Here is a 25,220-nt window from a genome sequence, read left to right as displayed (position 1 = left end):
GACGGGATCGAGTGCGAGGTGCGTGAGGTGCCGGAGGTGCCCGGTCGGCTCAGGCGGTGGCCGCGGGCACGGGCACGGTCGCGGCTTCGGCGCGTACGGTGTGGCGGGCCAGCAGCCAGTACACGCCCCCGGCGACCAGGGCGCCCGCGAACACGGAGAGGTCCAGGCCGCCCGCCGCGCGCGAGAGCGGACCGGTGAAGACGGCCGAGTCGACCCAGAGCACGGCGGCGGCGCAGCCGAGCAGCACGGCGAGCAGTCCGGCCGGGCGGACGCCGCCCTTGTGCCAGTAGACGCCCTTGCGGCCGGTCCCGTCGGGGAACAGCGAGGGCACGTCGTAGCGGCCCCGGCGCAGCGCCCAGTCGGTCAGGTAGACGGCGGCCCAGGGGGCGAGCCAGAGCACGATGAGGCTGAGGAAGTCGGAGAGCAGGGTGTAGAAGTCGGCGGAGAAGACCGCCCAGAGGGTGATGCCGGTGCACAGCGAGAGGTCGACGAAGACGACCATCCAGCGCTTGACGGGCAGACCGACGGCCAGCAGGTTCAGCCCGGAGGAGTACATGTCCGTGGTGTTCACGGCGAGCAGCGAGACGATCGCCAGCAGCAGGTACGGGGTGGTGAACCAGCCGGGCAGGATCTGCGGCAGCCCGGAGACCGGGTCTGCGGCGTCGGTGGTCGCGGTGGCGACGGCGGCGCCGAGGATCTGGAGCAGGACGTTGGGCACCATGCCGCCGAGCGCGGCACAGGCGAACACCTTGCGGGGCCGGGAGTCGGCCGGCAGGTAGCGCGAGTAGTCGCTGCCCATGTCCGCCCAGGACAGGCCGCCCGAGGCGGTGACCATCGCGAGGACCAGGGAGACGGTCACCAGGGAGGGCGCCTGGCCGTGGCCGGCGAGGTCGGCCTTCGGGAAGACGAGGACGGCCATGACCGCGAACATCGCGGCGAAGATCCAGGCGAAGTACTTCTGCACCTTCATGATCAGGTGGTAGCCGGCCAGCGGCAGCAGCATCTGGAGCCCGGCCGCGGCGGCGATGACGAGCACCTTCACGGGTGTGGTGGCGGTGATGCCGGCCTGGCCGAGCAGGGCGAGCCCGGCGAGCACGATCAGCACCATGCCGCCCGCCTCGAAGCCGACGAGCATCACCCAGCTCAGCAGGGCCGGGAGCTTCCCGCCGCGCGGGCCGAACGCGGCCCGGGAGACGGAGTGCGTGGAGGTGCCGGTGCGCGGCCCCTGGAGGCTGGTGAGACCGGTGACCGCGAAGCCGAGCACATTGCCGACGACGATCAGCGCGACCGCGTACCAGAACGACAGCCCGAAGGAGACGACGAGCGCCCCGTAGACCACGGTGAAGACGGTGGTGTTGGTCCCGGCCCACAGGCCGAGCAGCCGGCTCGGGCCGCCCTGGCGCTCCTCGGCGGGTACGGCGTCGATGCCGCGCTGCTCGACAGTGAAGACGGAGACACCGGAGACACCGGAGACACCGGAGACACCGGAGACACCGGAGACAGCGGTGGCACCGGAAGCACCGGAGGCGGCAGATGCGCCGGACGCGGCGGACGGAGTGGACGCGGAGAGTCCGGGAGAACCGGCGGGCGCGGAGGTCCCGGGCGGTCCCGGCGGGGCGGCGGCATTGGCCTCGGCCATGGGTGCAGGCGTCCTTTGCGGACTCGCGCCCCGGCCTGGAGGGACGGGACGGGCGGGCGTACGGGGAGGTCCGGCGCGTGGCCGGAAGAGGTGCCGAAACGTTTTGGCAAAAAGCCGGGCGACGCTGCCCAATCGTTTTGGCAATGAGGTGGACGGTACTGCCCAAACGTTTTGGCAGTCAACCGGTAGGCTCGCCGCATGCCAGACGTCACAGAGCCGACCAGCCACCGCACGCCGCGTGCGGCCAAGGGGGGCGGCGGGCTGCGCGAGGTCGCCCGCCGGGCCGGTGTCTCCGTCACCACCGCCTCGCACGCGCTCAACGGAGTGGGCCGGGTCGGCGCCGAGACCCGCGCCCGCGTCCTCGCGGTCGCGGCCGAGATCGGCTACCGCGCCAACCCCAACGCGCGCGGCCTGCGCGGCGCCCGCACCGGGCTGCTCGGCCTGACCCACCGCACCGCCGTCGAGGGCGGCATCACCGACATCGAGTACTTCGTCAAGATCGTCAACGCGGCCACCTGGACGGCGATGGCGCACGAGTACTCGCTGGTGCTGGTGCCGCCCTCGCTCGACGGCCGCCCCTTCGACTCGCTGCCGCTGGACGGCACCATCGTCATCGACCCGCTCACCGACGACCCGCTGCTCACCCGGCTCTCCGCCATGGGGGTGCCCGTCGTCACCACCGGCCGCGACCTGTCCCGCAAGGACACCTTCCCCTCGGTCGACAACGAACTGTCCACCTGCGCCGTCTCCGCCTTCGACCACCTCGCCGCCACCGGGGCCCGCCGCGTCGGGCTGCTCACCGGATCCACCGGCCAGTCCTACGACGAGGACGCGGCGAGCGCCTACCGCGACTGGTGCGCCCGCACCGGCCGTCCCGTCCTCATGGACCGCGCCGAGCCCGGCACCGACTCCACGGCCGCCGCCCGGCGCCTGCTCACCCGCCCCGACCGGCCCGACGCCCTCTACGTCGTGATGGAGAAGTTCGGCTTCGCCACCGTGGCCGTGTGCCGGGAACTCGGTCTCACCGTCCCGGACGACGTGCAGATCGTGGTCGGCGCCGACGGGGAGTTCGCCCGCGGCGCCCGGCCCGCCCTCACCGCCCTCGACCTCGCTCCCGAGGAGATCGGCCGGCAGGCCGCGGAACTCCTCATCGACGTGATCCGCCACCCACCGGCGCCCGGCACCGCCCCCCGCCACCGCCTGGTCCCGGCGAAACTGCTGCCCCGGGCCTCGACCAGGCCGGTACGGGGGAGCGCTGACCGCACGTGACCGCGGCCCGCGGGGGCCGCGCGGCACGCTCGCGGATCCCCACGACCGCGCACCCGCGGGCTCCCCGCCGCCCCCCGGCTCAGGCGCCACCCGCGGCGACGCGCCCCCGCGCACGGTCCATCTCGCGCCATTCCGGCCGGAGTCCCGCCAGGTTCGTGGTGAGGAAGTACGCGGCCCCGCAGACGAACAGCACCGGCGCCAGTCCGACGGCGGTCACCGCCGCCCCGGCGACCAGGCCGCCGAGCGGGATCCCGGACCAGGAGAGCGAGTCACCGAGGGCGTTGACCCGGCCGAGCATGCGGCGCGGCACCCGCTCGAAGAGAACCGCCCCCAGCACCGGGTTGATGAAGCCGGCCCCGAACCCGCGTACGCGAGCGCCGCGGCGATCAGACTTCCGGCGACCGCGCGGCACCCGCCGCGCTGCCCATGGGACCGATGGCGGCGGGCCCCTCGCCGGACCCGGTCAAGCGTGGCGGGACCGGCCCGCCGCAGCGTCTCTCGGACTCGGCTCGGAGACCGGCGACGCCCCGAGCGGGCCGTCCATCGCGACGACGCCGTCGCCGACGGGTGTGCCGGTGAGGGCGGCGCGCGGACAGGCGGCTTTGCATGGTCATGCGTAAGGGTGCATACTCTTCCTATGTCAAAGGTCCTCACCTCCCTTCCGGCCGGCGAGCGCGTCGGTATCGCCTTCTCGGGCGGCCTCGACACCTCGGTCGCCGTCGCGTGGATGCGCGACAAGGGCGCCGTCCCGTGCACGTACACCGCCGACATCGGCCAGTACGACGAGCCCGACATCGCCTCCGTGCCCGGCCGTGCGAAGACCTACGGCGCCGAGGTCGCGCGTCTGGTCGACTGCCGTGCCGCGCTGGTCGAGGAGGGCCTTGCCGCGCTCACCTGCGGTGCGTTCCACATCCGCTCCGGCGGGCGCTCCTACTTCAACACCACCCCGCTCGGCCGCGCGGTCACGGGCACGCTCCTGGTGCGGGCGATGCTGGAGGACGACGTCCAGATCTGGGGCGACGGCTCGACCTTCAAGGGCAACGACATCGAGCGGTTCTACCGCTACGGCCTGCTCGCCAACCCGCAGCTGCGGATCTACAAGCCCTGGCTGGACGCGGACTTCGTGACCGAGCTGGGCGGCCGCAAGGAGATGTCGGAGTGGCTGCTCGCCCACGACCTCCCCTACCGCGACAGCACGGAGAAGGCGTACTCCACCGACGCCAACATCTGGGGCGCCACCCACGAGGCCAAGACGCTGGAGCACCTGGACACCGGCGTGGAGACCGTCGAGCCCATCATGGGCGTACGGTTCTGGGACCCCGAGGTCGAGATCGCCACCGAGGACGTGACGATCGGCTTCGACCAGGGCCGCCCGGTGACCATCGACGGCAAGGAGTTCGCCTCCCCGGTCGACCTGGTCATGGAGGCCAACGCCATCGGCGGCCGACACGGCATGGGCATGTCGGACCAGATCGAGAACCGGATCATCGAGGCCAAGAGCCGCGGCATCTACGAGGCGCCCGGCATGGCCCTGCTGCACGCCGCCTACGAGCGCCTGGTCAACGCGATCCACAACGAGGACACCCTCGCCCAGTACCACACCGAGGGCCGCCGCCTGGGCCGCCTGATGTACGAGGGCCGCTGGCTGGACCCGCAGGCGCTGATGGTCCGCGAGTCGCTCCAGCGCTGGGTCGGCGCGGCCGTCACCGGCGAGGTGACCCTGCGGCTGCGCCGCGGTGAGGACTACTCAATCCTGGACACCACGGGCCCCGCGTTCAGCTACCACCCGGACAAGCTCTCCATGGAGCGCACCGTCGACTCGGCGTTCGGCCCGGTGGACCGGATCGGCCAGCTCACCATGCGCAACCTCGACATCGCCGACTCGCGCGCCAAGCTGGAGCAGTACGCGGCGATCGGCCTGATCGGCAGCGGCACCCCCGCCATCGGCGCCGCCCAGGCCGCCGCGACCGGTCTGATCGGCAGCATGCCCGAGGGCGGCGCCGAGGCCATCGCCTCCCGCGGCGAGGGCTCCGACGACGAAATGCTGGACCGGGCCGCCATGGAGTCCGGCACGGACTGACGGCACACCGCCCGCGGACAGCGGCGGACATCGGCGGACATCGGCCCCGGCGAGAGGGCCCGGCGCCACCCGGCGCCGGGCCCTCCCGCCGTACGGCCGGGTGCCGGTCCCGCTCCCGGCCGACGGGCCCTCCGTCGGCCCGTGTGCCCGTAGGGTGCCCGGCGGTCCTGCCCCCGGCCCTGCCCGAAAGTGCCTTGCCCCGGGCGCCCCCGGCACCTTCCCATGGAGGGAGAGCTACCGGAGGAGTGGACTGACCGTCATGCGCGCGCGCCCGCAGGACAACTCGGAACGGGACACGGGCACGCGGCCCGTGAAGGACCGCACGGGCCGCCCGCCGGCCGCCGCCGGGCCGGAGGCCGCCTCGCTCCTGCACCTCCAGCGCACGGCGGGCAATGCCGCCGTGGCCCGGATGCTCGATCAGGAGCGCCACAGCCACGGTCCGGGCTGCGGACACGGCACCGCCGCGGACGAGGCGGCGCCCGTCCAGCGCTCCGCCGTGCACGAGGTGCTGCGCACCCCCGGCGCGCCGCTGGAACCGGGACTGCGCTCCGAGATGGAGGCCCGGCTCGGCGCGGACTTCTCGGACGTGCGCATGCACACCGACCAGGCGGCGCGGCGCTCGGCCGCCGAGATCGGCGCCCGCGCGTACACCTCCGGCAGCCATGTCGTCGTCGGCGAGGGCGGCGCCGACCGGCACACCCTGGCCCATGAGCTGACCCATGTCGTCCAGCAGCGCCAGGGACCGGTCGCCGGCACCGACCACGGCGACGGCCTGCGCGTCAGCGACCCCAGCGACCGGTTCGAACGCGAGGCGGAGGCCAACGCGCACCGCGTCCTGGCCGCCGCGCTCCCCACGACGACACGCGAGGACACGGGCGGGACGGGCGGGGCCGCCCAGCGGCGGTCCGCGCCGGAGGCCGCCGTGCAGCGCGCCGCCGTGCAGCGCGCCCCCTCGTTCCGGCAGACCGAGGAGTCCGGCGAGTCCGACCGGGACGCCGCCCTGCGGATGCTGGACCGGGTGGCCCGTACCGCCGAACGCGTCATCCTCGCCACGGACCCGCGCGCCGGGAAGAAGTTCACCCCGCACCTGGCCGTCAACCTGCTGCCCGACGGCACCCTGGGCATCGCGGGCAACACCGGCAAGCGGGTGGTCACCGAGCAGCAGCGCCAGGCGATCGACGCCGAGGTCCGGGGCTTCGCCGGGGGCGCCGCGCCCAGGGCGGGCCACCACGGATGGGGCTCGGCCCCGGCGGAGCGGCAGCGCGAGCGGCAGGACCGCAGCAAGCTCCGCGCCCTGGACGCCGGTTCGTACGCCGCCCAGCACACGGAGTCGCCCGAACTGGAGGCCATCCGCGCGGCGTTGCACAAGCCGCTCACCTGGTACGCGATCAGCGCGCCGGTCAAGAAGGGCGTCCCCGCCCAGCACGGCGAGATGACCCTGCTGGGCGAGCAGGTCGCCGCGTGGAAGAAGGCGCCCAGGGACCCGGGCGACCCCAAGACGGTGTACATGGGCGGGGTCAAGCTGGCCTGTGTCGCCTGCCAGTGGGCGTTCGAGGCGGTCAACGAGCACATCGGGCGGCAGCTCGGCTACCGGGTGGTCGCCGCGGGCGCCCATGGGCAGTTCTTCCCCAACTGGCTGATGCCGCAGTGGATGCGCGGGGAGCGGGCCGTCGTCGACGAGATCCGCTCGCGCGCCGGTGACGTGGGCGCGCGGCTGACCGGCGAGTGGGTGGTCGACGGCGACATGGCCAAGGGCGACTTCGTCCATGTGCCGCCCGACTCCGAGTCGGAGTACGAGTCCGACTGACCGTCTTGCGCGCTCACCCGGCGGCCGGGCTCACCGCGAGTGGACGAGCTGGATCAGATTGCCGCAGGTGTCGTCCAGCACCGCCGTGGTGACCGGGCCCGTCTCCAGCGGCTCCTGGACGAAGCGCACACCGAGGCCGCGCAGCCGCCCGAACTCGGCGTGCACGTCGTCCACGGCGAAGGAGGTCGCCGGGATGCCGTCCTGGACGAGCGCCGACTTGTAGGGCCGTACCGCGGGGTGGCCGGAGGGTTCGAGCAGCAGCTCGGTGCCGTCCGGTTCCTCCGCCGAGACCACGGTCAGCCAGCGGTCCGGGCCCACCGGGACGTCGTGTTTCTTCACGAAGCCGAGCACCTCGGTGTAGAAGCGCAGGGCCTTCTCCTGGTCGTCGACGAAGACGCTGGAGAGATGGATCCTCATGGGGGTGTCCTCCGGGTCGTCGGGGCGCGGTCCGGTCGGGGGAGCGGTCCGCCGGGAACGGATCGTACGGGCGCGGGGCGTTCCGGCGGCGGAGGTCCCGGCGGGGGAGGTCCCGGCGGGGGAGGTCCCGGCGCGGTGCCCGGACGTCACGGCCGTGTCAGGCGCGGTCCGTGAGGCCGGCCAGTTCCGCCGCGAAGAACAGGGCCGGGTCGAAGGCCATGCCGGTGAAGTGGCCGGCGAGTTCCAGGGACAGCAGGCCGTGCAGCCGGGTCCAGAAGGACAGGGCCCGGTGCAGGGCCTCGGGCGGGGCGGGATGCTCGCGGGCCCAGTCCCGGTGGTCCGCCAGATGGGCGCCGAACGGAGTCGCGGGGGTGTCCGGGGCGAGCGCCGCCGTGCAGGCGTCGAGCAGGGTCGCCATGATCCGCGCGGAGGTCTCGGTGGTGTCCTGCGGCGCGTGGTAGCCGGGGACCGGGGTGCCGTAGATGAGGAAGTACCGCTGCGGGTCCGCCAGGGCCCACTCGCGCAGCGCGTGCGCCAGTCCCGCCAGGTCCGCGCCGCCGGCCGCGGCGGCGGCGAGCGTCTCGTCGAGACTGCGGTACGCGTCCCGGATCAGCTCGGTGATCAGGTCGTCGCGGTTGGCGAAGTAGCGGTACAGCGCGGGTCCGCTCATGCCCATCTGCCGCGCGATCGCGTTGAGGGAGAGCGCGGGCACCCCCGCGGTGGCGATCTGCTCCCAGGCGTGCTCCTTGATCTCCGCCCGGACCTGCGCGCGATAGCGCTCCCGAGGGTTCCTGGCCTCCGCCGCCTCCGCCTTCGCCATGGCCCGCCTCCTTCCCCGTCGCCTCGGCTATGTGCTCAAGGTTTCGTTAGAAGGTATCACGAAGGCTGTTGACCGGCCGATCCGCCGCACGTTATAACTTCTAACGAACGGACGGCCCTCTAGCCACTTCTGGACACGTCCGGTCCCGTCCAGCCGCGTCTGCCGTCTCCGGCCACCCCCTCGACACAGGAGAACGCCATGTCCCGCACGCTCCGCTCCGCCCTGCTCGCCGTCCCGCTCGCCGTCGGTGTCCTCGGTACCGCCGCCGTACCCGCCGGTGCCGCCACGGCGCACCCCGGCCGCCCCGCCGCCTCCCTCACCTGCCGCGGGGCGGGCGTCGACCCCGGCGCGCGGGTCCGCCACCGGACGGAGACCGTGATCCACGCGCCGCTGCACACCGTCTGGAAGGTCCAGACCGACATCGAGCGCTGGCCGGCCTGGCAGGCCGCCGTCACGACCGCGCAGCGCCTCGACCACGGCCCGCTGCGGCCCGGCTCGGCCTTCCGGTGGACCACCCCGGTCCCGCCCAACCCCTCGACGCCCGCCACCCGCCTGGACATCACCTCGACCGTCCGGCAGATCCGGCCCGGCGACTGCATCCGCTGGACCGGGCCCGCCGACGGCGAGGGCCTGCACATCGACGGCGTCCACGTGTGGAACTTCACCAAGGTCAGGGGAGGCGTCCTGGTGCGCACCGAGGAGACCCACACCGGCCCCCAGGTGGACGCCGACGTGCCCACCGCGACCGCGATCCTCCGCCAGGGTCTCGAACAGTGGCTGCTCGACCTGAAGTCCACCGCCGAGGCTCGCGCCCACCACCACCTCACGCGCTGACCCGGCGGCCCGCGGCAAGGCCCCGGAACCCACCGGTGAGGTGAGGTCCGGGGCCCGCCCTTGAGGGCCGCGAGGGCCGCGAGGGCGCGCGTGAGCCGGGTCGGCCGGGTCAGTCGGTGTAGACCGTGCCCCGCGGCGGGGTCCGGCCGGTGACCAGGTAGTCGTCGATGGCGTCCCGCGTACGGCTGGTGCCGTGGGCCAGATAGCTGGTGTGGCCGTCGCCGTCGCGGGTCGCCAGCACACCGGAGGGCAGCGCGCGCTCCAGCCGCACGGCCCACGGATAGGCCGTCGACGGGTCGTGGGTCGCGTTGGTGATCAGGATCGGCGGGGCACCGTGCACATGCAGCGGCCGGGGCGGATTCGTCACCGGCGCGGGCCAGCCGGCGCAGCCCGCCAGAATGGTCCACGACTGCGACGCGCCGCCCAGCCGGGGCGCCGCCGCCTGCCCGGCCCGCCGCAGCCGCCGCAGGTCGTCGAGGGTCCGCACCGGCGTCGGCCAGTCCTGGCACTCGACCGCGAGGGCGCTGCCGTTGGCGATGCGGTCGCTCGGACCGGCGGCCAGGGCCGGGGAGAACGCGGAGCCGTCACCGTCGTGCGCCCGGCCCAGCGCGAGTGCCAGATCCGCCCGGCGGGCCGGGAACAGCAGCAGGTTCTGCAGACCGAGGAGGATGTCCTCACCGGTCACCGAGGTCCGGCAGTCGCCGTCCTCGGCGCACTGCGGGGCCGGGATCGGGGTGTGGTCGGCCTTCGTCACCAACTCGTCCACGAGACGCCCCACATCGGTGCCGTGCAGCGAGCACGAGGTGTCCCGCGCGCACCAGTCGGCGAACCGGTCGAGGGAGTCCTCGTAGGCGTGGGTCTCGCCGCGCATCAGCGCCGGAGTGGACAGCGAGTGGTCGAGGGCGCCGTCCAGCGCCATGGTCCGGACGCGGTCGGGGAACAGTTCGGCGTAGGTCGCGCCCAGCTGCGAACCGTAGGACAGGCCCAGGTAGTTGAGCTTGCCCTGCCCCAGGGCCCTGCGCAGCAGTTCGAGGTCGCGTGCCGCGCTGACGGTGTCCACATGGTCCAGCAGGGGGCCGGTCAGCCGGCGGCAGCTCTCACCCAGCTCCCGGTTCCGCTCCACCAGGCGCCGGAACGCGGCCTCGTCCTCGGGGAACAGCGACACCTGCCGGTTGAGCAGCGCCGGATCGCAGCGCACCGGACTGCTCAGGCCGACACCGCGCGGATCCACACCGATCACGTCGAAGTGCTCCCGGGTGGCGGCGGAGAACAACCGCGCGCCCATGGCCTCGCCGTACAGGAACTCCGTGCCCGACCCGCCCGGACCGCCCGGATCGAAGAACAGGCTGCCCACGGGATGCGCGCCGGTCGCCCGCAGCCGGTCCACCGTGACCGTCGCCTTCGGTCCGTCCGGGTGCGCGTGGTCCACCGGCACCTCGATGGAGGCGCACTGCAGTTCGGCGGGGGCGTCCGGGTAGGGGCAGGAGGTCCAGTGCAGGGCGGGCACCGCGGGTCCGGCGCCGGTGCGCGCGGCGGCCGTCGCCACGGGTGCGGCGGACGCGGCGGGCGCCGTCAGTGCCATGGTGGCGAACGCGGCCAGCGCGGCGGCACCCGCGGCCAGGGCCGCCCCGCGCCGCCCCGGCGGCCGGAGCCGTCCCGTCGGCCGGGCCGTGCCGCCCGGGTCCCGTGCGCCGGCCGAGTGGAGTGATGTTCTCATGCGGATCACTCTTCCCTGTTCCGGTCGCGCAGACCCTGGAGTCAGCCGGAGAGTCAGGGGTGGGGCACACCCCCGTCTCGTCGCAACTCCCCTGCGGTCACAGCTGGTTCAGACGGTGCGGACAGCGCGGACGGGCCGCCTTCCGTCAGGGCCGGCCCCCCGGTGACGTGGCGGCCCCCTCGACGAGGTCGCGCAACTGGGAGCGGGCGGTGATCCCCAGCTTGGGGAAGCTGCGGTAGAGGTGCGAGCCGACCGTACGCGGGGAGAGGAACAGCTTCTCGCCGATCTCGCGGTTGGTCAGCCCGCGCGCCGCCAGCCGCACGATCTCCTGCTGCTGCGGCGACAGCCGGGCGAGCGCGTCCGGCTCCCGGTCCATGACGCCGAGACCCGCGGCCCGCGCCTCGGCCCGCGCCCGCTCGGCCCACGGGCGTGCCCCGAGGCGCCGGAAGGTCTCCAGGGCCTCGCCGAGCGGCGCCCGCGCCTCCGCGATACGCCGCCGGCGCCGCAGCCACTCGGCGAAGTCCAGCCGGGTCCGCGCCAGTTCGAAGGGCCAGTGCTCCAGCTCCGGGTCGGCAAGGGCCGCCCGGAAGTGCGTCTCGGCCGCGTCCTCCGCACCGGCCAGCAGTCCTCGCGCCCGGCTGACCAGCGCCCGCAGCCGGGGCGAGGCGTCGTCCCCGAGGTCGCGGGCGCAGCGCTCCACGACCACCGCGGCCCCGGCCCGCCGCCCGCTGCGCGCCGCCGCGGCGGCCAGCTCCGCGAGCGCCGGATATGAGGCGTGGTAGTGGACGGGCGCGCCCTCGGCGGTGAAGACCGTACGGAGTCGGTCGTACGCCGCTTCGAAGTCGCCCTCCGCGAGGTCGGCGGCACCGAGCGCGCGCCGGGCGTACACCGTCACCGAACGGCTCTCCAGCGGGTCGACCAGCGCGAGCGCCTCCGCGGCGCGGGCGCGGGCCGCCGCCGTGTCGCCCTGGTGGGCCAGCACCATGGCGTCCACGGCCGCGGCGCAGGACACGGCGTGGTCGAGGCCCGTCGCCGCCGCGAGGGCGGCGCTGCGCGCGCAGGCCTGCCGGGCGCGCTCCCAGCGGCCCTGGTCCACATAGCTCCAGGTGGCCGCGCCGCCCAGACCGTCCGGCAGCGGCCCGCGCGAACCCCAGCGGTCGAACGCCTCGTCGAAGGCGCGCACGGCCAGCGGCGTCTCGTCCAGCAGCCAGGCCATCACCCCGAGAGCGGCCAGCCTATCGGGCCGCCGCCGCGCCTCGGCCGCCATCCACGGCAGCACGCCGAGCAGTTCCGCCCGGTCCGCGAACGGATCGCACACGGCCCGCACCCAGGTGCGCAGCCAGTCGCGTGACGGGTCCTCCGGCAGGCGCCGCAGCACGTCCTCGATCCGCCGCCGCTGGACATCGCGTCCGCAGTAGAAGCGGACCACCACCGCGTCGGCGAGGAGGTCCAGGGCGGTGTCGGGCCGTACGAGGCACAACTCCTCGGCGGCGTCGGCCAGTCGGGCGAAGACCACGGTGTGCCGTACGGTCAGTGCCGCCAGCCGGCCCGCCAGCGCGGCGATGTCCGCCAGCAGCGACGGGTCGTCGGTGCGGGCCCGTACCGCGGCGGCCAGCTCTTCCACCCGGTCGAGGTCGCCGGTGAGTACGGCCTCCTCGGCGGCGGCCACCAGCAGCCGCGCGCCGTCCGCGCGGTCCGGCGCCAGCTCCGCCGCACGGTGCAGCGCCTCGGCCGCCGCGGCGTGCCCGCCCCGGCGCCGCGCCGGGCCCACGGTCCGCTCCAGTTCCGCGGAGACGGCCGCGTCCGGAAGAGCCGTCGCGGCGGCCAGGTGCCAGGCCCGCCGGTCCGGCTCCTCGTCCAGCAGGCCGGCGAGCGCCCGATGGGCCTCGCGCCGGGCGTCGAAGGGCGCGGCGTGGTACACGGCGGACCGCAGCAGCGGATGACCGAACCGCGGGCCGCGGCCGCTGCGCCGCACCAGTCCGGCCCGTTCGGCGGCCGCCCACGCCGCGTCCCCGGCGTCCGCGAGCACGGCCGCGAGAGCGGGGGAGTCGGCGGGTTCCAGCGCGGCGAGGCGCAGCAGGGCCCGGCGGGCGGCGGCGGGCAGCGCGCCGAGCGGGGCGGCGTGGATCCGCTCCAGGTGGGCGGCGAGCGGCAGCGGGCCCACCGGTCCGGCCGCGTCCGTGGTGGCGCTCCCCGCCAGCTCGGTGAGCGCCAGCGGATTGCCTTCGGCCTGGGCGAGGATCCGCGCCCGGAGCCGGCCGGTGGGGCGGTCGGGACGCAGGTCCAGCAGCCGGCCGGCCGCGGCGGCGTCGAGCGGCCCCAGGGTGAGTGCCGTCGCCCGCGGGCCGAGGACCGGCAGGGCGTCACCGGGGCGGGCCGCGACCAGCATCGTGACCGGCTCGCCCGCCAGCCGCCGGGCCACGAACGACAGCACCTCCAGTGAGGCGCGGTCGCACCACTGCGCGTCGTCCACCGCCACGAGCAGCGGGCACCGGCCGCCCAGGGCCGAGAGCAGGTCCAGCACGGCGACACCGGCCGCCATGACACCGCCGTCCGCCGCGACCGGCCGGGCCGCGAGCACTCCGCGCAGTACCTCCCGCCGCTCCCCGGCCAGCTCCAGCCCGTCCCACTCCGCCGCCGAGGGCCGCAGCAACTGGTGCAGCGCGGCGAACGGCAGCCCCTTCTCGGGCTCGCTGCCCTCGGCGCGCAGCACGCGCACGCCCGCCGCCGGGGCCCGGCGCACCGCCCGCTCCAGCAGCGCGCTCTTCCCCGTGCCCGGCTCGCCGAGGAGCAGCAGCACCGGATCGGGCGACGGCATGTCCAACGCGCGCAGAACGCGCGGCAGTTCCGCCTCGCGGCCGACGAGAGGCGGACCCCCGTCCGCCTCGGGGCCGACGGCCGCCCGGCCGCCGTCCGCGTGCTCGTCCACGGAGTCTCCCGGAGTCGTGGCCCGCCGAGCGGAGCCGCCTCGCCCTTGCCCGCTCCAGGCTACCGGCGGGCCCGGCCGGACCTCCCCGGGGCGCTCGGGCGGGTGCAGTCATGTGACCGATACCCGCCGCACCGGCCCCGCTCCTACGGTTCTGGAAAAGCCCGCACACCGGTGAGGAAGAGAGAAGAGAAATGGAAAGCATCGAATTCGGCGACATCACCGTCACCCGGATCCGGGAATATTACGGACCCATGGGATTCACTCCCGCGGACATCGTCCCCGACGTACCGAAGGAGACCTGGCAGGACGCGCGTTCCTGGCTCGTCCCGCATTTCCTGGACCCCGGGACACAGGTCGTGAACGCCGCCGTCCAGACGTGGCTGATACGCAGCGAAGGCAGGAAAATCCTCGTCGACACCGGCGCGGGCAACCACAAGGAACGTCCGTACGCGCAGCTCTGGAGCCACCTGGACACCGATTTCCTGGCCCGGCTCGAACAGGCCGGAGTCCGCCCCGAGGACGTCGACATCGTGATCAACACGCATCTCCACAACGACCACGTCGGCTGGAACACCGTCCTGGAGGACCGGCACTGGGTCCCCACTTTCCCCAACGCCACCTATCTCATCCCGAAGACCGAATTCGACTTCTGGAACCCGGACAACGGCCACACATCGACGATCGGCCGCGGAAACCAGAACGTCTTCGAGGACAGCGTGGCCCCCGTGCACCGGGCGGGCCTGACAGTGCTGTGGGAGGACAGCCACCGCATCGACGCCGGGCTGCGTCTGGAGGCGGCGCCCGGACACACCCCGGGCTCCTCCGTGCTGACCCTGGCCTCCGGGTCCGACCGCGCGGTGTTCGTCGGCGATCTGCTGCACAGCCCGGCGCAGATCCTCGAACCGGACGCCAACAGCTGCTTCTGCGAGGACCCCGCGGGCGCCCGCGCCACCCGCCGCAGGATCCTCGGCTGGGCCGCCGACCACCACGCCCTCGTCGTCCCCGCGCACTTCGGCGGGCACGGCGCCGCCGAAGTCGTGCGGGACGGAAGCAAGTTCGCCGTCAAGGGCTGGGCACCGCTCACCCCGTACACCGACCACGACTGAGCCGCGTGAAGGGCACACCTGTGAGTCCCGTGAAAGGCACACCTGTGCACCATCGCCCGGACCCCGTCGTCACCACCGGGCAGGGCGCCGTCCGCGGCCTGCGCCAGGACGACGGCACCCTCGCCTTCCACGGCATCCCCTACGCCGCCCCGCCCCGCGGCGCCGGCCGGTTCGCCGCACCGCGGCCGCACCCGCCCTGGTCCGGCGTGCGCGACGCCACCGCACCGGGACCCACCGCGCCCCAGTCTGCCCGGAGCCTCGGCAGGGTCGACATGTCCCCCTACTTCGGGCCCGGTTGGGTCCGAGGCGAGGACTACCTCACCGTGGACGTCCGGACGCCCGGTGTCCCGGACACTCCCGGCGCGCCCGGCACTCCTGGCATCCCCGGTACTCCCGGAGCCGCCGAACGCGGCCTGCCCGTCATGGTGTTCGTCCACGGCGGCGGATTCGTCGCCGGCTCGACCCGCTCGCCGCTGTACGACGGCACCGCCTTCGCCCGGAACGGCGTCGTCCTCGTCACCGTCAACCACCGGCTCGGCATCGCCGGGTTCCTCGACCTGCCCGGGGCCCCCGCCAACCGCGGCCTGCTCGACGTGGTCGCCGCCCTGCGCTGGGTCCGCGCGAGCATCGCCGCGTTCGGCGGCGACCCCGGCAACGTGACCCTGTTCGGGCAGTCGGCCGGGGCGACTCTTGTCGGCGGTGTCCTCGCCGCCCCCGAGGCCGGAGGGCTCCTGCGCCGGGCGATCGTCCAGAGCGGCAGCGGCCTGGGCGCGTTCACCCCCGAGCAGGCCGCCCGGGTCACCGCGGCCGCCGCCCGGATCCTCGGCGCCGCACCGCACGCGGACGCCTTCGCCGGCCTGCCCGACGAACAACTGGTCGAGGCCGCCGCCGGACTCACGGGCATCGACCTGCGCACCGCCACCGACCACGACCCGCTCTTGGGCCTCAGCCCCTTCGGCCTGGTCCTCGGCACCCAGCCCGCCCGGTCCGTGGCCGCCGGGCTCGGCGCCGGAGTCGACCTGCTCATCGGGACCAACACGGAGGAGGGAAACCTCTATCTGGTCCCCGTCGACGCGTACGCCCGCTCCACCGAAGCGGACGTGCACGACACGGCGGCGCGCGCCCACCCCGATCCGGACCGGCTGGTCGCGGCGCACCGGACCGCGCGCCCCGGGGCGTCACCCGGCGCCCTGCGGTCCGCCGTCCTCGGCGACGCCCTGTTCGGCGCGGGCAGCCGCGCCCTGGCGGAGGCCCACGCGGCACACCCCGGATCCGCCACCTACGCCTACGAGTTCGCCTGGCGCTCCGCCGCCCTGGGTGGCGCGCTGGGCGCCGCCCACGCGGTGGAACTCCCCTTCGTCTTCGACCGCGTCCGCCTTCCCGCGCTGCGCGGCGCCGACGGCCTGCTCGGCCCCGGAGAACCCCCGGCAGGGCTCGCGGCCCGGATGCACGGCGCCTGGATCCGCTTCGCCCGCACCGGCGACCCCGGCTGGGACCCGTACGGCACCGCGCGCCGGACCACGATGCGCATCGGCACCGAATGGACCCAGGCCGACGATCCGCGCCGGGCCGAACGGCTGGCCTGGACCTGACCGGCGCCCACCTCGCCCCGAGATGCCCGGACGCCGTCGCTGTCGTCGTCGGCGTCAGACCGCACCGGCCAGCCAGTCGTGGACGGCGAGCGCGGTCGTCCGGGCGTGCTCCTCCAGCAGTGTGAAGTGGTCGCCGGGCACGGTGACCTCGGTGTGCGGCAGCGGCCAGACCGGAGCGGGTCCGGTACCGGGCAGCGGGTCCCGCGCGCGGACGAACAGCGTGGGCGCCGCGAGCCGTTGCGGCGCCCAGCCGGCGAACAGCTCCGCGTACCGGGCCATGGCCGTCAGCCGGTCCGGCTCGGCGGAGGCGAACCGCGCCGCCCGGCGCAGCATGTCCACCGTCATCGCGGGCAGCGCCTGTTCCCGGTCCGCGTCCGGGCTCGGGTGGGTGTCGAGCAGGACCACGGCCCGGGGCGCTGCCCCTTCGGCGGCCAGCCGCTCCGCCACCGCCTGCGCCGCCCAGCCACCCGCCGAGCGGCCCAGCAGCACCACCGGACCGCCGTCCGCGACCGTCCGGACCGCCGCCGCCTGGGCGGTCAGGAGGGCGTCCAGGGTGGCGGGCAGCGCCTCCCCGGCGCCGAACCCCGGGTGCCGCAGCGCCGACACCGGGCGCAGGTCCCGCAGTCCGGCGCCGAGACGGGCGTACTCCTGCGGTCCGGAGAGCGCGCTGAGGGCGGGGAAGCAGACCAGCCGGGGACCGGCGGTGTCCGGTGCGAGCGGCACCGGGCCGTGCGCCTCCCCGGCGGCCCCGGCACGGTCGAAGACCGGCCGGAAGCGGGCCGCGACGGTCAGCAGCACCATGCCGTCCCAGGTCCGTCCCTGGGCGCAGGCCGTACGGAAGAGCCCGCCCAGGGAGTCCGGCGCGGGCCTGTCGTGCCCCGGGGACTCCTCGTGCGCGTCGGGTCCGCTGAGAGCGGATCCGCTGTGGGCCGGGGAGCCGTCGCATCCCGGAGCCGGAGCCGGAGCCGGAGCCGGAGCCGGAGCCGGAGCCGGAGCCGGAGCCGGAGTCGGAGCGGGGGCCGGGGCTGCGAGGGTGCCGACCCTCTCCGCGGCGGCCGCCTCCCGGGCGTACCGCTGCGCCAGTTCGGCGGCGACCGCGCGCGGGGTCGGGAAGTCGAACAGCAGGGTGGCGGGCAGCGCCAGTCCCGTGGCGGCCGTGAGCCGGTTGCGCAGTTCGACGGCGGCCAGCGAGTCGAGTCCCTGGTCCGCGAGCAGGTCGTCCGGGTGGACGGCGTCCGCCCCCTCCGGGTGGCCCAGCACCGAGGCCGCCAGCGCCCGCACCCGCGCGAGCAGCGGTCCGGGCCGCCGGGCGAGCGGGTCACCGGCCGGGTCCGCCGGGCCGCGCACGGGCCGCGGCGGGCGGCGCCCGGCCGCCGGACCGCCGGCGTGCGGGGCGCCGGGGTCACCGGACCGCAGGGCGGCCGGGTCGAGGCGGGCCGCCACCACCACCGGATCGTCCCCCGCCACCGCCGCGTCGAACAGGGCCAGGCCCTCGTCGTCGCCGAGCGGGCCGAACCCGGCGGCGGCCATCCGCCGCAGGTCCGCGTCGGTGAGGTGCGCCATCATGCCGCCGTGCTGCCGCCAGGGGCCCCAGGCGATCGAGGTGCCGGGCAGCCCGAGCCGCCGCCGGTGCCGCGCCAGCGCGTCCAGGACGCAGTTCGCCGCCGCGTAGGTGGCCTGCCCCGCCGAGCCGAACGTGCCCGCCACCGAGGAGAACAGCACGAACACGGCCAGGTCGTGCCCCCGGGTCAGCTCGTGCAGGGCGAGGGCCGCGTCCGCCTTCGGCCGCAGCACCCGCGCCAGCCGGTCGTCGGTGAGCGCCGGGACGATCCCGTCGTCCAGCACCCCGGCGGCGTGCACGATCCCGGTCAGCGGTCGGTCCTCCGGTACGCCGTCGAGCAGGGCGGCGAGCGCCGTGCGGTCCCCGACGTCGCACGCCCGGACGCTCACCCGGGCTCCCGCGGCGCGTAGCTGCGCGACGAGTCCGTCCACCCCCGGTGTCCGCGGCCCGCGTCGGCTGGCCAGCACCAGATGCCGTACGCCGTGGGCGGTGACCAGATGCCGGGCCACCAGCGCGCCCAGGGAGCCGGTACCGCCGGTGATCACCACGGTGCCGCCGGGGTCCAGCCGCCGTCCGGCCCGGGGTCCGGCCGCCCGCCCGTGCCGTCGCCCCGCCCCTGCGCCGGGGACCCGGACCAGCTCCGGGACGTGCGCCACGCCCCGCCGTACGGCTGTCTCCGGGGCGGGGGAGGCCGCCAGGGCGGGCAGCAGCCGCCACGACGCGGGATCCCCGTCGACGTCGACGAGCGCGAAGCTGCCCGGGTTCTCCCGCAGCGCCGAGCGGACCAGTCCCCACACCGGCGTGTGCGCCGGAAGGGACGGTTCCGCCGTTGCCGGTACGGGCCCGGTGCCGTCCGCAGGGGCGGGATCCGCGCCTGCCGGGGCGACGGCGTCGCGGGTCACCACGACCAGACGGGACTTCGCCAGGCGCGGTGCGGCGAGCCACTCCCGGACCAGCCGCAGCGCCCAGGTCGCCGCCCACCGCGTCCGCCCCGCGTCGTTCCGCGCTCCCGCGTCCGTGTCCGGGGGCGCGGGGCACGGCGCGACGACCACGGGCGGCGGGGTGCCGAGGGAACCGAGCGCGGCGAGGGCGGCATGTACGGGAACACCCGATCCCGGGGGAGCCAGGGCGTCCACCAGCGGTGTGCCGGTCTCGCCCAGCACACCCCAGTGCGGCACCGCCTCCGACTGCGGCGCCCCGTCCGCCGGTACCCAGTCCACCCGGTGCAGCCCCCCGGCGAGCGTGCCCGCCGACTGGGAGGTGGGAGAGAGGAGCTGACGTAGCGTCAGCGCGTCGACGGACGCCACCGGCACACCCGCCTCGTCGGCGAGGTCCACCCGCCACCGCCCCTCCCGGCCGGGCGCGATCCGTACCCGCAGCCGCCGCACATCGGCAGCGGGCCTGTGCAGGCGGACCCCGTCGAAGGCGAAGGGCAGGGCGGGACGGGACGTGTCACCACCGGGCCGGTCCCCGGCACCTGTGGTGGTGCCGTGGAGCGCCAGGGCGTGCAGCGCGGCGTCGAACAGGGCGGGATGCAGGGCGAAGTCCCGAGTGAGGCCCTGAGCGAGGCCCTGACCGAGGCCCTGCTCGGGACCGGCCGCCGGAGCGTGGGCGGTCGCCGGAGCGTGGGCGGTCGCGGCCGTGGGCAGGACGACATCGGCGTACAGCTCCTGCCCGCGCCGCCAACCGGCCCGCAGGCCACGGAAGGAGGGGCCGTAGCGCAGCCCGTCCCCGGCAAGACGCTCGTACGGATCCCGGCCCCTGCCATCGGCGGGCGACGACGGCGACAGCGGTGGCAGCGGAAGCGCGCCGGACGGCGGCCAGGTCGTCCCGTTCCCGGACATGGCGGACCCCGCGAACTCCTCGCCGTCCGGATGCGGATCCGCAGGGGCGTGCTCCGGTGGCTCCAGCGTGCCCGAGGCGTGCCGCTGCCACGGCCGGTCGCCCGCCGGAGTGTGCGGCCGGGCGTGGAACAGCACGGTCCGCCGCCTTTGCTCGTCCGGTCCCGCCACCTTGATCTGGACCTCCACCGCGCTGTCGGACGGCAACACCAGGGGCGCGGTCAGGGTGAGTTCGCCGAGCACGGGCGTCCCGGCGGCGGCACCGGAGTACAGGGCCATCTCCACGAAGGCGGTCGCGGGCAACAGGACCGATCCGGCCACCACGTGATCGGCCAGCCAGGGGCTGGTCGCGCACCGACAGCAGCCCGCCCAGCAGCAGCCCCGCCGTCATCGGCCGTCGTGACGCGAGTGCGCAGGAACGGATGGACCGGACCGGCGCCCGGCGGCGCGGCGACGCCGGACGGTGTGGGCGCAGATGCCGCGGATGCCGTGGAGGCGGCGGAAGGATGCGGCGGGGCCGCGTCGAGCCAGTGGCGGCGGCGCTGGAAGGCGTACGTCGGCAGGGGGACGCGGCGGCCGCCGCGACCGGCGAACACGGCCCGCCAGTCGACCGGCACCCCATGGGTGTGCAGTGCGGCAAGGGTGTCGAGGACGGACTCCGCCTCCGGCCGTGCCCCGCGCAGCGCGGACAGCAGCAGCGTAGGCGCGGTCGGCCCGGCACCCGCCTCCGTGCCCGCACCGCTTCCGGCACCGTCCCCGCCGTCCGTGCCGTCCCCGCCGTCGACGTCGTTCGTGCCGTCTGTGCCGCCTCCCTGCTCCGGGGCCGCCGGGGCCGGTCCGGGCGCGGCCAGGCAGCGGCGGACCAGGCCGGTGAGCACCCCGTCCGGGCCCAGTTCGACATAGTGCGCCGCGCCCCGGTCCCGCAACCGGGCCACGGAGTCGGCGAAGCGGACCGGGCGGCGGACGTGGTCCGCCCAGAACTCCGCCGTGGCCACCTCCGCGTCGGTGGCCGCCCGGCCCGGCGACACGGCCATGACCAGCGGCAGGCGCGGCGCGGCGAAGTCGAGGTCCCGCACCGCCTCCGAGAAGTCGGCCAGCATGGGATCCATGCGTGCGGAGTGGAAGGCATGGCTCACCCGCAGGTGCGTCACCGGCCGGCCGCGTTCCCGGAAGTACGCGGCCGTCTCCCGCACCGCGTCCAGGTCCCCGGAGACGACCACCGAGGCGGGCCCGTTGACCGCGGCGATCTCCACCGCGCCGCCCGTCCCGGCGAGCGCATCGGCCACCTCGTCGGCACCGGCGGCGACGGAGGCCATGCCGCCGCCCGGCGGCAGCGCGTCCATCAGCCGTCCTCGGGCCGCCACCAGCGTGCAGGCGTCCGCCAGGGACAGCACCCCGGCGGCATGGGCGGCGGCCACCTCGCCCACCGAGTGCCCGGCCACCAGGTCAGGGCGCACCCCCCACTCCTCGAACTGCCGGAACAGGGCCGTCTCGACGGCGAGGAGCGCGGGCTGCGCGAACCGGGTCGTCTCCAGCAGCGCCGCCTTCTCCGTCCCGGCGTCGGCGAACACGACGTCCCGCAGGGGGACGGGAAGCAGCGGATCGAGCAGCGCGCAGCACGCCTCGAACGACCGGGCGAAGGCCGGGAACTGCCCAGGCGCGGCAGACAATTCACGGCCCATGCCAAGGCGTTGGCTGCCCTGACCGGTGAAGAGGAAAGCCAGTGGACCACGGCTGCGGGAACTTCCCCTGCGCACCCCTGCCTTGGTCTCACCGTCCGCCAGCAGCCGCAGTGAGTCGAGCAGTCCGGCACGGTCGCGGGCCACCGCCACGGCCCGGTGCTCGAAGGCCGTGCGGGTGGTGGCGAGCGAGTGGCCGAGGTCCAACGGTGCGGCATCGGGTCGGGCGCCGACGTACTCGTACAGCCGCCGTGCCTGGGCCCGCAGGCCCGCCTCGGTCCGCGCCGAGACCGGCAACGGCACGGGAACCGGTTCCGGCGCCGCCGACGTGGGGAGCGCCGCCGCCGTCGGTGACGGCGGGGAAGCGTCGGGATCCGCCGGGGGCTCCTCCAGCACCACATGGGCGTTGGTGCCGCTGATCCCGAAGGAGGACACCCCGGCCCGGCGCGGGCGCTCCGTCACCGGCCACTCCACCGGCCGGTTCAGCAGCGCCACCCGTCCCGACGACCAGTCGATCCGGGGGGAGGGCGCGTCGGCGTGCAGGGTGCGCGGCAGCACACCGTGCGCCATCGCCTGCACCGTCTTGATGACACCGGCCACCCCGGCGGCGGCCTGCGTGTGCCCGATGTTCGACTTCACCGAGCCCAGCCGCAGGGGGCGTTCGCGCGGCTGCCGCCCGTACACCTCCAGGAACGCCTCCGCCTCGATGACATCGCCCAGCCGGGTCCCCGTACCGTGCGCCTCCACCGCGTCGATGTCCCCGGGCGCCAGGCCCGCGTCCGCGAGGGCCTGGCGGATCACCCGCTGCTGCGCCGGGCCGTGCGGTGCCGTCAGGCCGTTGCTCGCCCCGTCCTGGTTGACCGCCGAGCCGCGTACCACGGCCAGGGCGGAGAGCCCCGCGCGCCGCGCCTGCGAGCGGCGGCACAGCAGCAGCATCCCGGCGCCCTCGGCCCACCCCGTGCCGTCGGCGGCCGCGCCGAACGCCTTGCAGCGGCCGTCCGGTGCCAGCGCCCGCTGCCGGCTGAACTCCACGAACGACGAGGGTCCCGACATCACCGTCGCCCCTCCGGCCAGCGCGTACACACACTCGCCCCGGCGCAGCGACTGCGCCGCCAGGTGCAGGGCCACCAGGGACGACGAGCACGCCGTGTCCACGGTGACCGCCGGGCCTTCGAGCCCCAGGGTGTAGGAGATCCGGCCGGAGGCGACGCTCCCCGCGTTGCCGATGCTCAGATACCCCTCGACCTGCTCGGGCGTCCGGGTGAGCCGTCCCGCGTAGTCGCTGTACATCAGACCGGCGTAGACCCCGGTCGCGGTGCCGCGCAGGGCGCGCGGCAGGATCCCGGCGTGCTCGACGGCCTCCCAGGCCACTTCGAGCAGCAGCCGGTGCTGCGGGTCCATGGCCGTCGCCTCGCGCGGGGAGATACCGAAGAAACCCGGATCGAAGAGGTCCACGCCGGACAGGAAGCCGCCCTCGCGCACATACGTCCGGCCCGGCCGCCCCGGGTCCGGGTCGTACAGCGCCTCGGTGCCCCAGCCGCGGTCGGCGGGGAACGGGCCGATGGCGTCCCGCCCCTCGGCGACCAGTCGCCACAGCTCCTCGGGGGAGGTCACGCCCCCCGGGTAACGGCAGGCCATGCCCACGATCACCACAGGATCTTCGTCCGGCGGGGCCGCGGCCCGGCGCGCGGGCGGGACCGCGGCGGGCGCGGCGGCGCTCCGCGCCCGAAGGTGGGCGGCGAGCGCGGCGGCCGTGGGGAAGTCGAAGGCGACGGCCTCGCCGAGCGGCAGACCGGTCGCCGTCGACAGCCGCTCGCGCAGCGCCGTCGCAGCCAGCGAGTCCATGCCCAGGTCCCGCAGGGCCGTGCCCGGATCCACCGCCCCCGGCGCACAGCCGAGCACAGCCGCCGCCTCCCGCCGCACGAGGCCCAGCAGATCCGCGGTCGTCCCTTCGCCGGCGGCCGGCCCCCCGGCCGTACTGGGCTCTCCGGCCGCGCCCAACCCGTCGACCGCGCTTAACCCTTTGCCCGTACCTGGTCGTCCGGCCGTACCGGATCCGTCGGCCGTACCGGATCCGTCGGCCGTGTCCGGCTCTCCGGCCGCAGCCGACTCCTCGGGCGCACCCGGTCCTCCCGCAGAGGCCGGTCCTCCGGCAGAGGCCGGCCCCCCGGCCGCCATCGGCACTCCCGCCACGTCGTCCGCCTCCAGCGGCCGTGCCGGGCGGTCGGCGAGGGCGGACCGCACGATCTTCCCGGAGGCGGTGCGGGGGATGTGCCCGACCTCGTACAGGCCGGCGGGCACCTTGGCGGCGGACAGCTCCGCGCGGCAGGCGGCGAGGATCCGGCCCCGGTCAAGACCGGCCCCGCCCGGCCCGGCGACCAGCTGGGCCACCGGCACCTCGCCGAAGAGCGGGTGGGGACGGCCGTACACCGCGGCGTCCGCCACCTCGGGCAGCCGCCGCAGCACCGCCTCCACCTCGGCCGGATGCACGTTCACCCCGCCCCGGACGATCAGATCGCCCGCCCGTCCGGTGATCACGATGTCGCCGCGGGCGTCGATCCGGGCCAGGTCGCCCGTGCGGAACCAGCCGTCGCGCAGCACCTCGGCGGTGGCCTCGGGGCGGTCGTGGTACCCGGGCATGACGCCGGGCCCGCTCACCCACAGCTCGCCCTCGCCGGTGTCCCGCCCGTCCGCGCCGCCGCCGACGCGGACCCGGGTGCCGGGCAGCACCCGGCCGCACGAACCGGGGGCGGTCGCCTCGCCCGGCGCCGCCATGGTGACCGGCCCTGCCTCGGTGCTGCCGTAGTGCTCCAGGAACGGCACCCCGCAGACCGTCTCGAACGCCCTGCGGAACCCGGCGCCCGCCGGGGCGCCGCCGCTGACACAGCCCCGCAGCGCCGGTGTGCCCAGCCCGCGCCCGCGCCCGCGCCCGTCCCCGTCGTCCCCGTCCCCGTCCTCGGCCCCCGCCTCGCGCCGGACCGCGTCGAGCAGCGCCGAGCAGGTCGTCGGCACCCCGCCGAGCAGGGTGTACGGGGCGTCCTCGCGGCGCAGTTCGCCGAGCACCTCCGCCACCGAGAACCGGTCCGGCAGCACCGCGCTCGCCCCGCTCGCGGTCACTCCGAGGACGCAGACCACCTGGCTCATGGCGTGGTGCAGGGGCAGCGGCCACAGCAGCCGGTCCCGTTCGCCCAGACCCAGGACGCCGACCAGGCCCGCGGCGACGCACGACAGACGGTTGCGCTGGGTCGACAGGACCCCCTTGGGGACACCCGAGGACCCGGACGTGTAGAGCAGCCAGGCCACCTCGTCGAGACCGAGGTCGTCCCGCGCGGGCACACCCGGCTCCGTACCGGCCAGGTCCTCGTACCGCAGCGCGCGCGGGACACCGGCCGCCGCCGCTTCCGCGGGGCCGCTCTCCGCCCCCGGCGCGGGGTCCGTCGCGGCGCCGGACACCGCGACCACCGTGAGTCCGGGGCGGGACAGCAGCCCGGGGTGGCGCGTCAGCCGGTCGTCGTCGGTGACGAGCACGCGTGCCGCGCAGTCGTCCAGCAGCCGGGCCGCCTCCGTCCCGGTGCTCCCGGGATCCAGCGGTACGCCCACACCACTCGCACGGGTGACGGCGAGCAGGCTTTCGACGGCCTCCACCCGGTTGCCGAGCAGGATCGCCACCCGCTCGCCCCGCGCCAGTCCGAGCCGCGCCAGGTGGCCGGCCAGCCGTCCGGCGCGCCGCTCCAGCGCACGGTAGGACAGCCGCGTACGCCGGTCCTGGAACGCGGTCTTCTCCCCGAGGCGCCGCGCGTGCTCCCGCAGCGTCTCGTGCAGCGGCCTGAGGACTTCCGTGTCATCGGTCACCCGCTCGAACCCTCCTCTGTGCACCCGTGGTTGAGGAGACGGTGACACAGGGGGACCGGTTGCCCGGAGGTGGAGCC

14 protein-coding genes are annotated in these 25,220 nt (G+C 75.7%); 6 read left to right on the top strand and 8 right to left on the bottom strand.

Annotated features, from left to right (window positions below):
- Window positions 1-49 precede the first annotated feature (49 nt).
- Window positions 50-1,639: a purine-cytosine permease family protein gene (locus R4Z62_RS01565; RefSeq protein WP_491518915.1), complete on the bottom strand. Its 1,590-nt coding sequence runs from the start codon at window positions 1,637-1,639 to the stop codon at window positions 50-52.
- Window positions 1,640-1,837: 198 nt separating this feature from the next.
- Here R4Z62_RS01565 and R4Z62_RS01560 point away from each other — a divergent pair, with 198 nt between their 5' ends.
- Window positions 1,838-2,908 (top strand): LacI family DNA-binding transcriptional regulator, encoded by a 1,071-nt coding sequence (locus R4Z62_RS01560; RefSeq protein WP_491518914.1) that lies wholly within the window; start codon window positions 1,838-1,840, stop codon window positions 2,906-2,908.
- A gap of 79 nt (window positions 2,909-2,987) precedes the next feature.
- Here the strand turns inward: R4Z62_RS01560 and R4Z62_RS01555 are convergent, their stop codons facing one another.
- Window positions 2,988-3,245 (bottom strand): hypothetical protein, encoded by a 258-nt coding sequence (locus R4Z62_RS01555; protein ID WP_491518913.1) that lies wholly within the window; start codon window positions 3,243-3,245, stop codon window positions 2,988-2,990.
- Between the two features lie 300 nt (window positions 3,246-3,545).
- On the opposite strand from R4Z62_RS01555, the gene argG reads away from it, so the two are divergent.
- Together argG and R4Z62_RS01545 are read left to right on the top strand one after the other, a co-directional pair.
- Window positions 3,546-4,988: an argininosuccinate synthase gene (gene argG, locus R4Z62_RS01550; protein WP_064531047.1), complete on the top strand. Its 1,443-nt coding sequence runs from the start codon at window positions 3,546-3,548 to the stop codon at window positions 4,986-4,988.
- Window positions 4,989-5,247: 259 nt separating this feature from the next.
- Window positions 5,248-6,795 (top strand): eCIS core domain-containing protein, encoded by a 1,548-nt coding sequence (locus R4Z62_RS01545; RefSeq protein WP_491518912.1) that lies wholly within the window; start codon window positions 5,248-5,250, stop codon window positions 6,793-6,795.
- Window positions 6,796-6,825: 30 nt separating this feature from the next.
- Here R4Z62_RS01545 and R4Z62_RS01540 read toward each other — a convergent pair whose 3' ends face one another.
- Both R4Z62_RS01540 and R4Z62_RS01535 read right to left on the bottom strand, forming a co-directional pair.
- Window positions 6,826-7,212: a VOC family protein gene (locus tag R4Z62_RS01540; RefSeq protein ID WP_491518911.1), complete on the bottom strand. Its 387-nt coding sequence runs from the start codon at window positions 7,210-7,212 to the stop codon at window positions 6,826-6,828.
- 157 nt (window positions 7,213-7,369) lie between these two features.
- Window positions 7,370-8,032 carry a TetR/AcrR family transcriptional regulator gene (locus tag R4Z62_RS01535; protein WP_385502109.1) on the bottom strand — a complete coding sequence of 221 codons (663 nt, stop codon included), beginning with the start codon at window positions 8,030-8,032 and terminating at the stop codon, window positions 7,370-7,372.
- 198 nt (window positions 8,033-8,230) lie between these two features.
- Between R4Z62_RS01535 and R4Z62_RS01530 the strand changes: the two genes are divergently transcribed.
- Window positions 8,231-8,866: an SRPBCC family protein gene (locus R4Z62_RS01530; RefSeq protein ID WP_064531045.1), complete on the top strand. Its 636-nt coding sequence runs from the start codon at window positions 8,231-8,233 to the stop codon at window positions 8,864-8,866.
- 109 nt (window positions 8,867-8,975) lie between these two features.
- Here R4Z62_RS01530 and R4Z62_RS01525 read toward each other — a convergent pair whose 3' ends face one another.
- Window positions 8,976-10,583 carry an alpha/beta hydrolase gene (locus R4Z62_RS01525; protein ID WP_491518910.1) on the bottom strand — a complete coding sequence of 536 codons (1,608 nt, stop codon included), beginning with the start codon at window positions 10,581-10,583 and terminating at the stop codon, window positions 8,976-8,978.
- Window positions 10,584-10,728: 145 nt separating this feature from the next.
- Entirely contained in the window at window positions 10,729-13,512 is a 2,784-nt protein-coding gene (locus R4Z62_RS01520) for a helix-turn-helix transcriptional regulator (RefSeq protein WP_491518909.1), read from the bottom strand.
- Between the two features lie 191 nt (window positions 13,513-13,703).
- Here R4Z62_RS01520 and R4Z62_RS01515 point away from each other — a divergent pair, with 191 nt between their 5' ends.
- Window positions 13,704-14,618, top strand: a complete 915-nt coding sequence (locus R4Z62_RS01515; RefSeq protein WP_491518908.1) for an MBL fold metallo-hydrolase — start codon at window positions 13,704-13,706, stop codon at window positions 14,616-14,618.
- Window positions 14,619-14,662: 44 nt separating this feature from the next.
- Entirely contained in the window at window positions 14,663-16,210 is a 1,548-nt protein-coding gene (locus R4Z62_RS01510) for a carboxylesterase/lipase family protein (RefSeq protein WP_491518907.1), read from the top strand.
- A 54-nt stretch (window positions 16,211-16,264) separates the two neighbouring features.
- Here the strand turns inward: R4Z62_RS01510 and R4Z62_RS01505 are convergent, their stop codons facing one another.
- Together R4Z62_RS01505 and R4Z62_RS01500 are read right to left on the bottom strand one after the other, a co-directional pair.
- Window positions 16,265-19,933, bottom strand: coding sequence for a type I polyketide synthase (locus R4Z62_RS01505; protein WP_491518906.1), 3,669 nt, complete (start codon window positions 19,931-19,933; stop codon window positions 16,265-16,267).
- On the bottom strand, window positions 19,834-25,143 hold the full coding sequence (locus tag R4Z62_RS01500; RefSeq protein WP_491518905.1) for a type I polyketide synthase: 5,310 nt from the start codon (window positions 25,141-25,143) through the stop codon (window positions 19,834-19,836). Before R4Z62_RS01500 ends, R4Z62_RS01505 begins: the two co-directional genes overlap by 100 nt.
- Window positions 25,144-25,220 lie beyond the last annotated feature (77 nt).

The sequence above is a fragment of the Streptomyces sp. PL-25 genome (genome assembly GCF_058344915.1).
The sequence above is the reverse complement of the archived record's forward strand: the minus strand, read 5'-3'. Positions and strand labels throughout refer to the sequence as shown.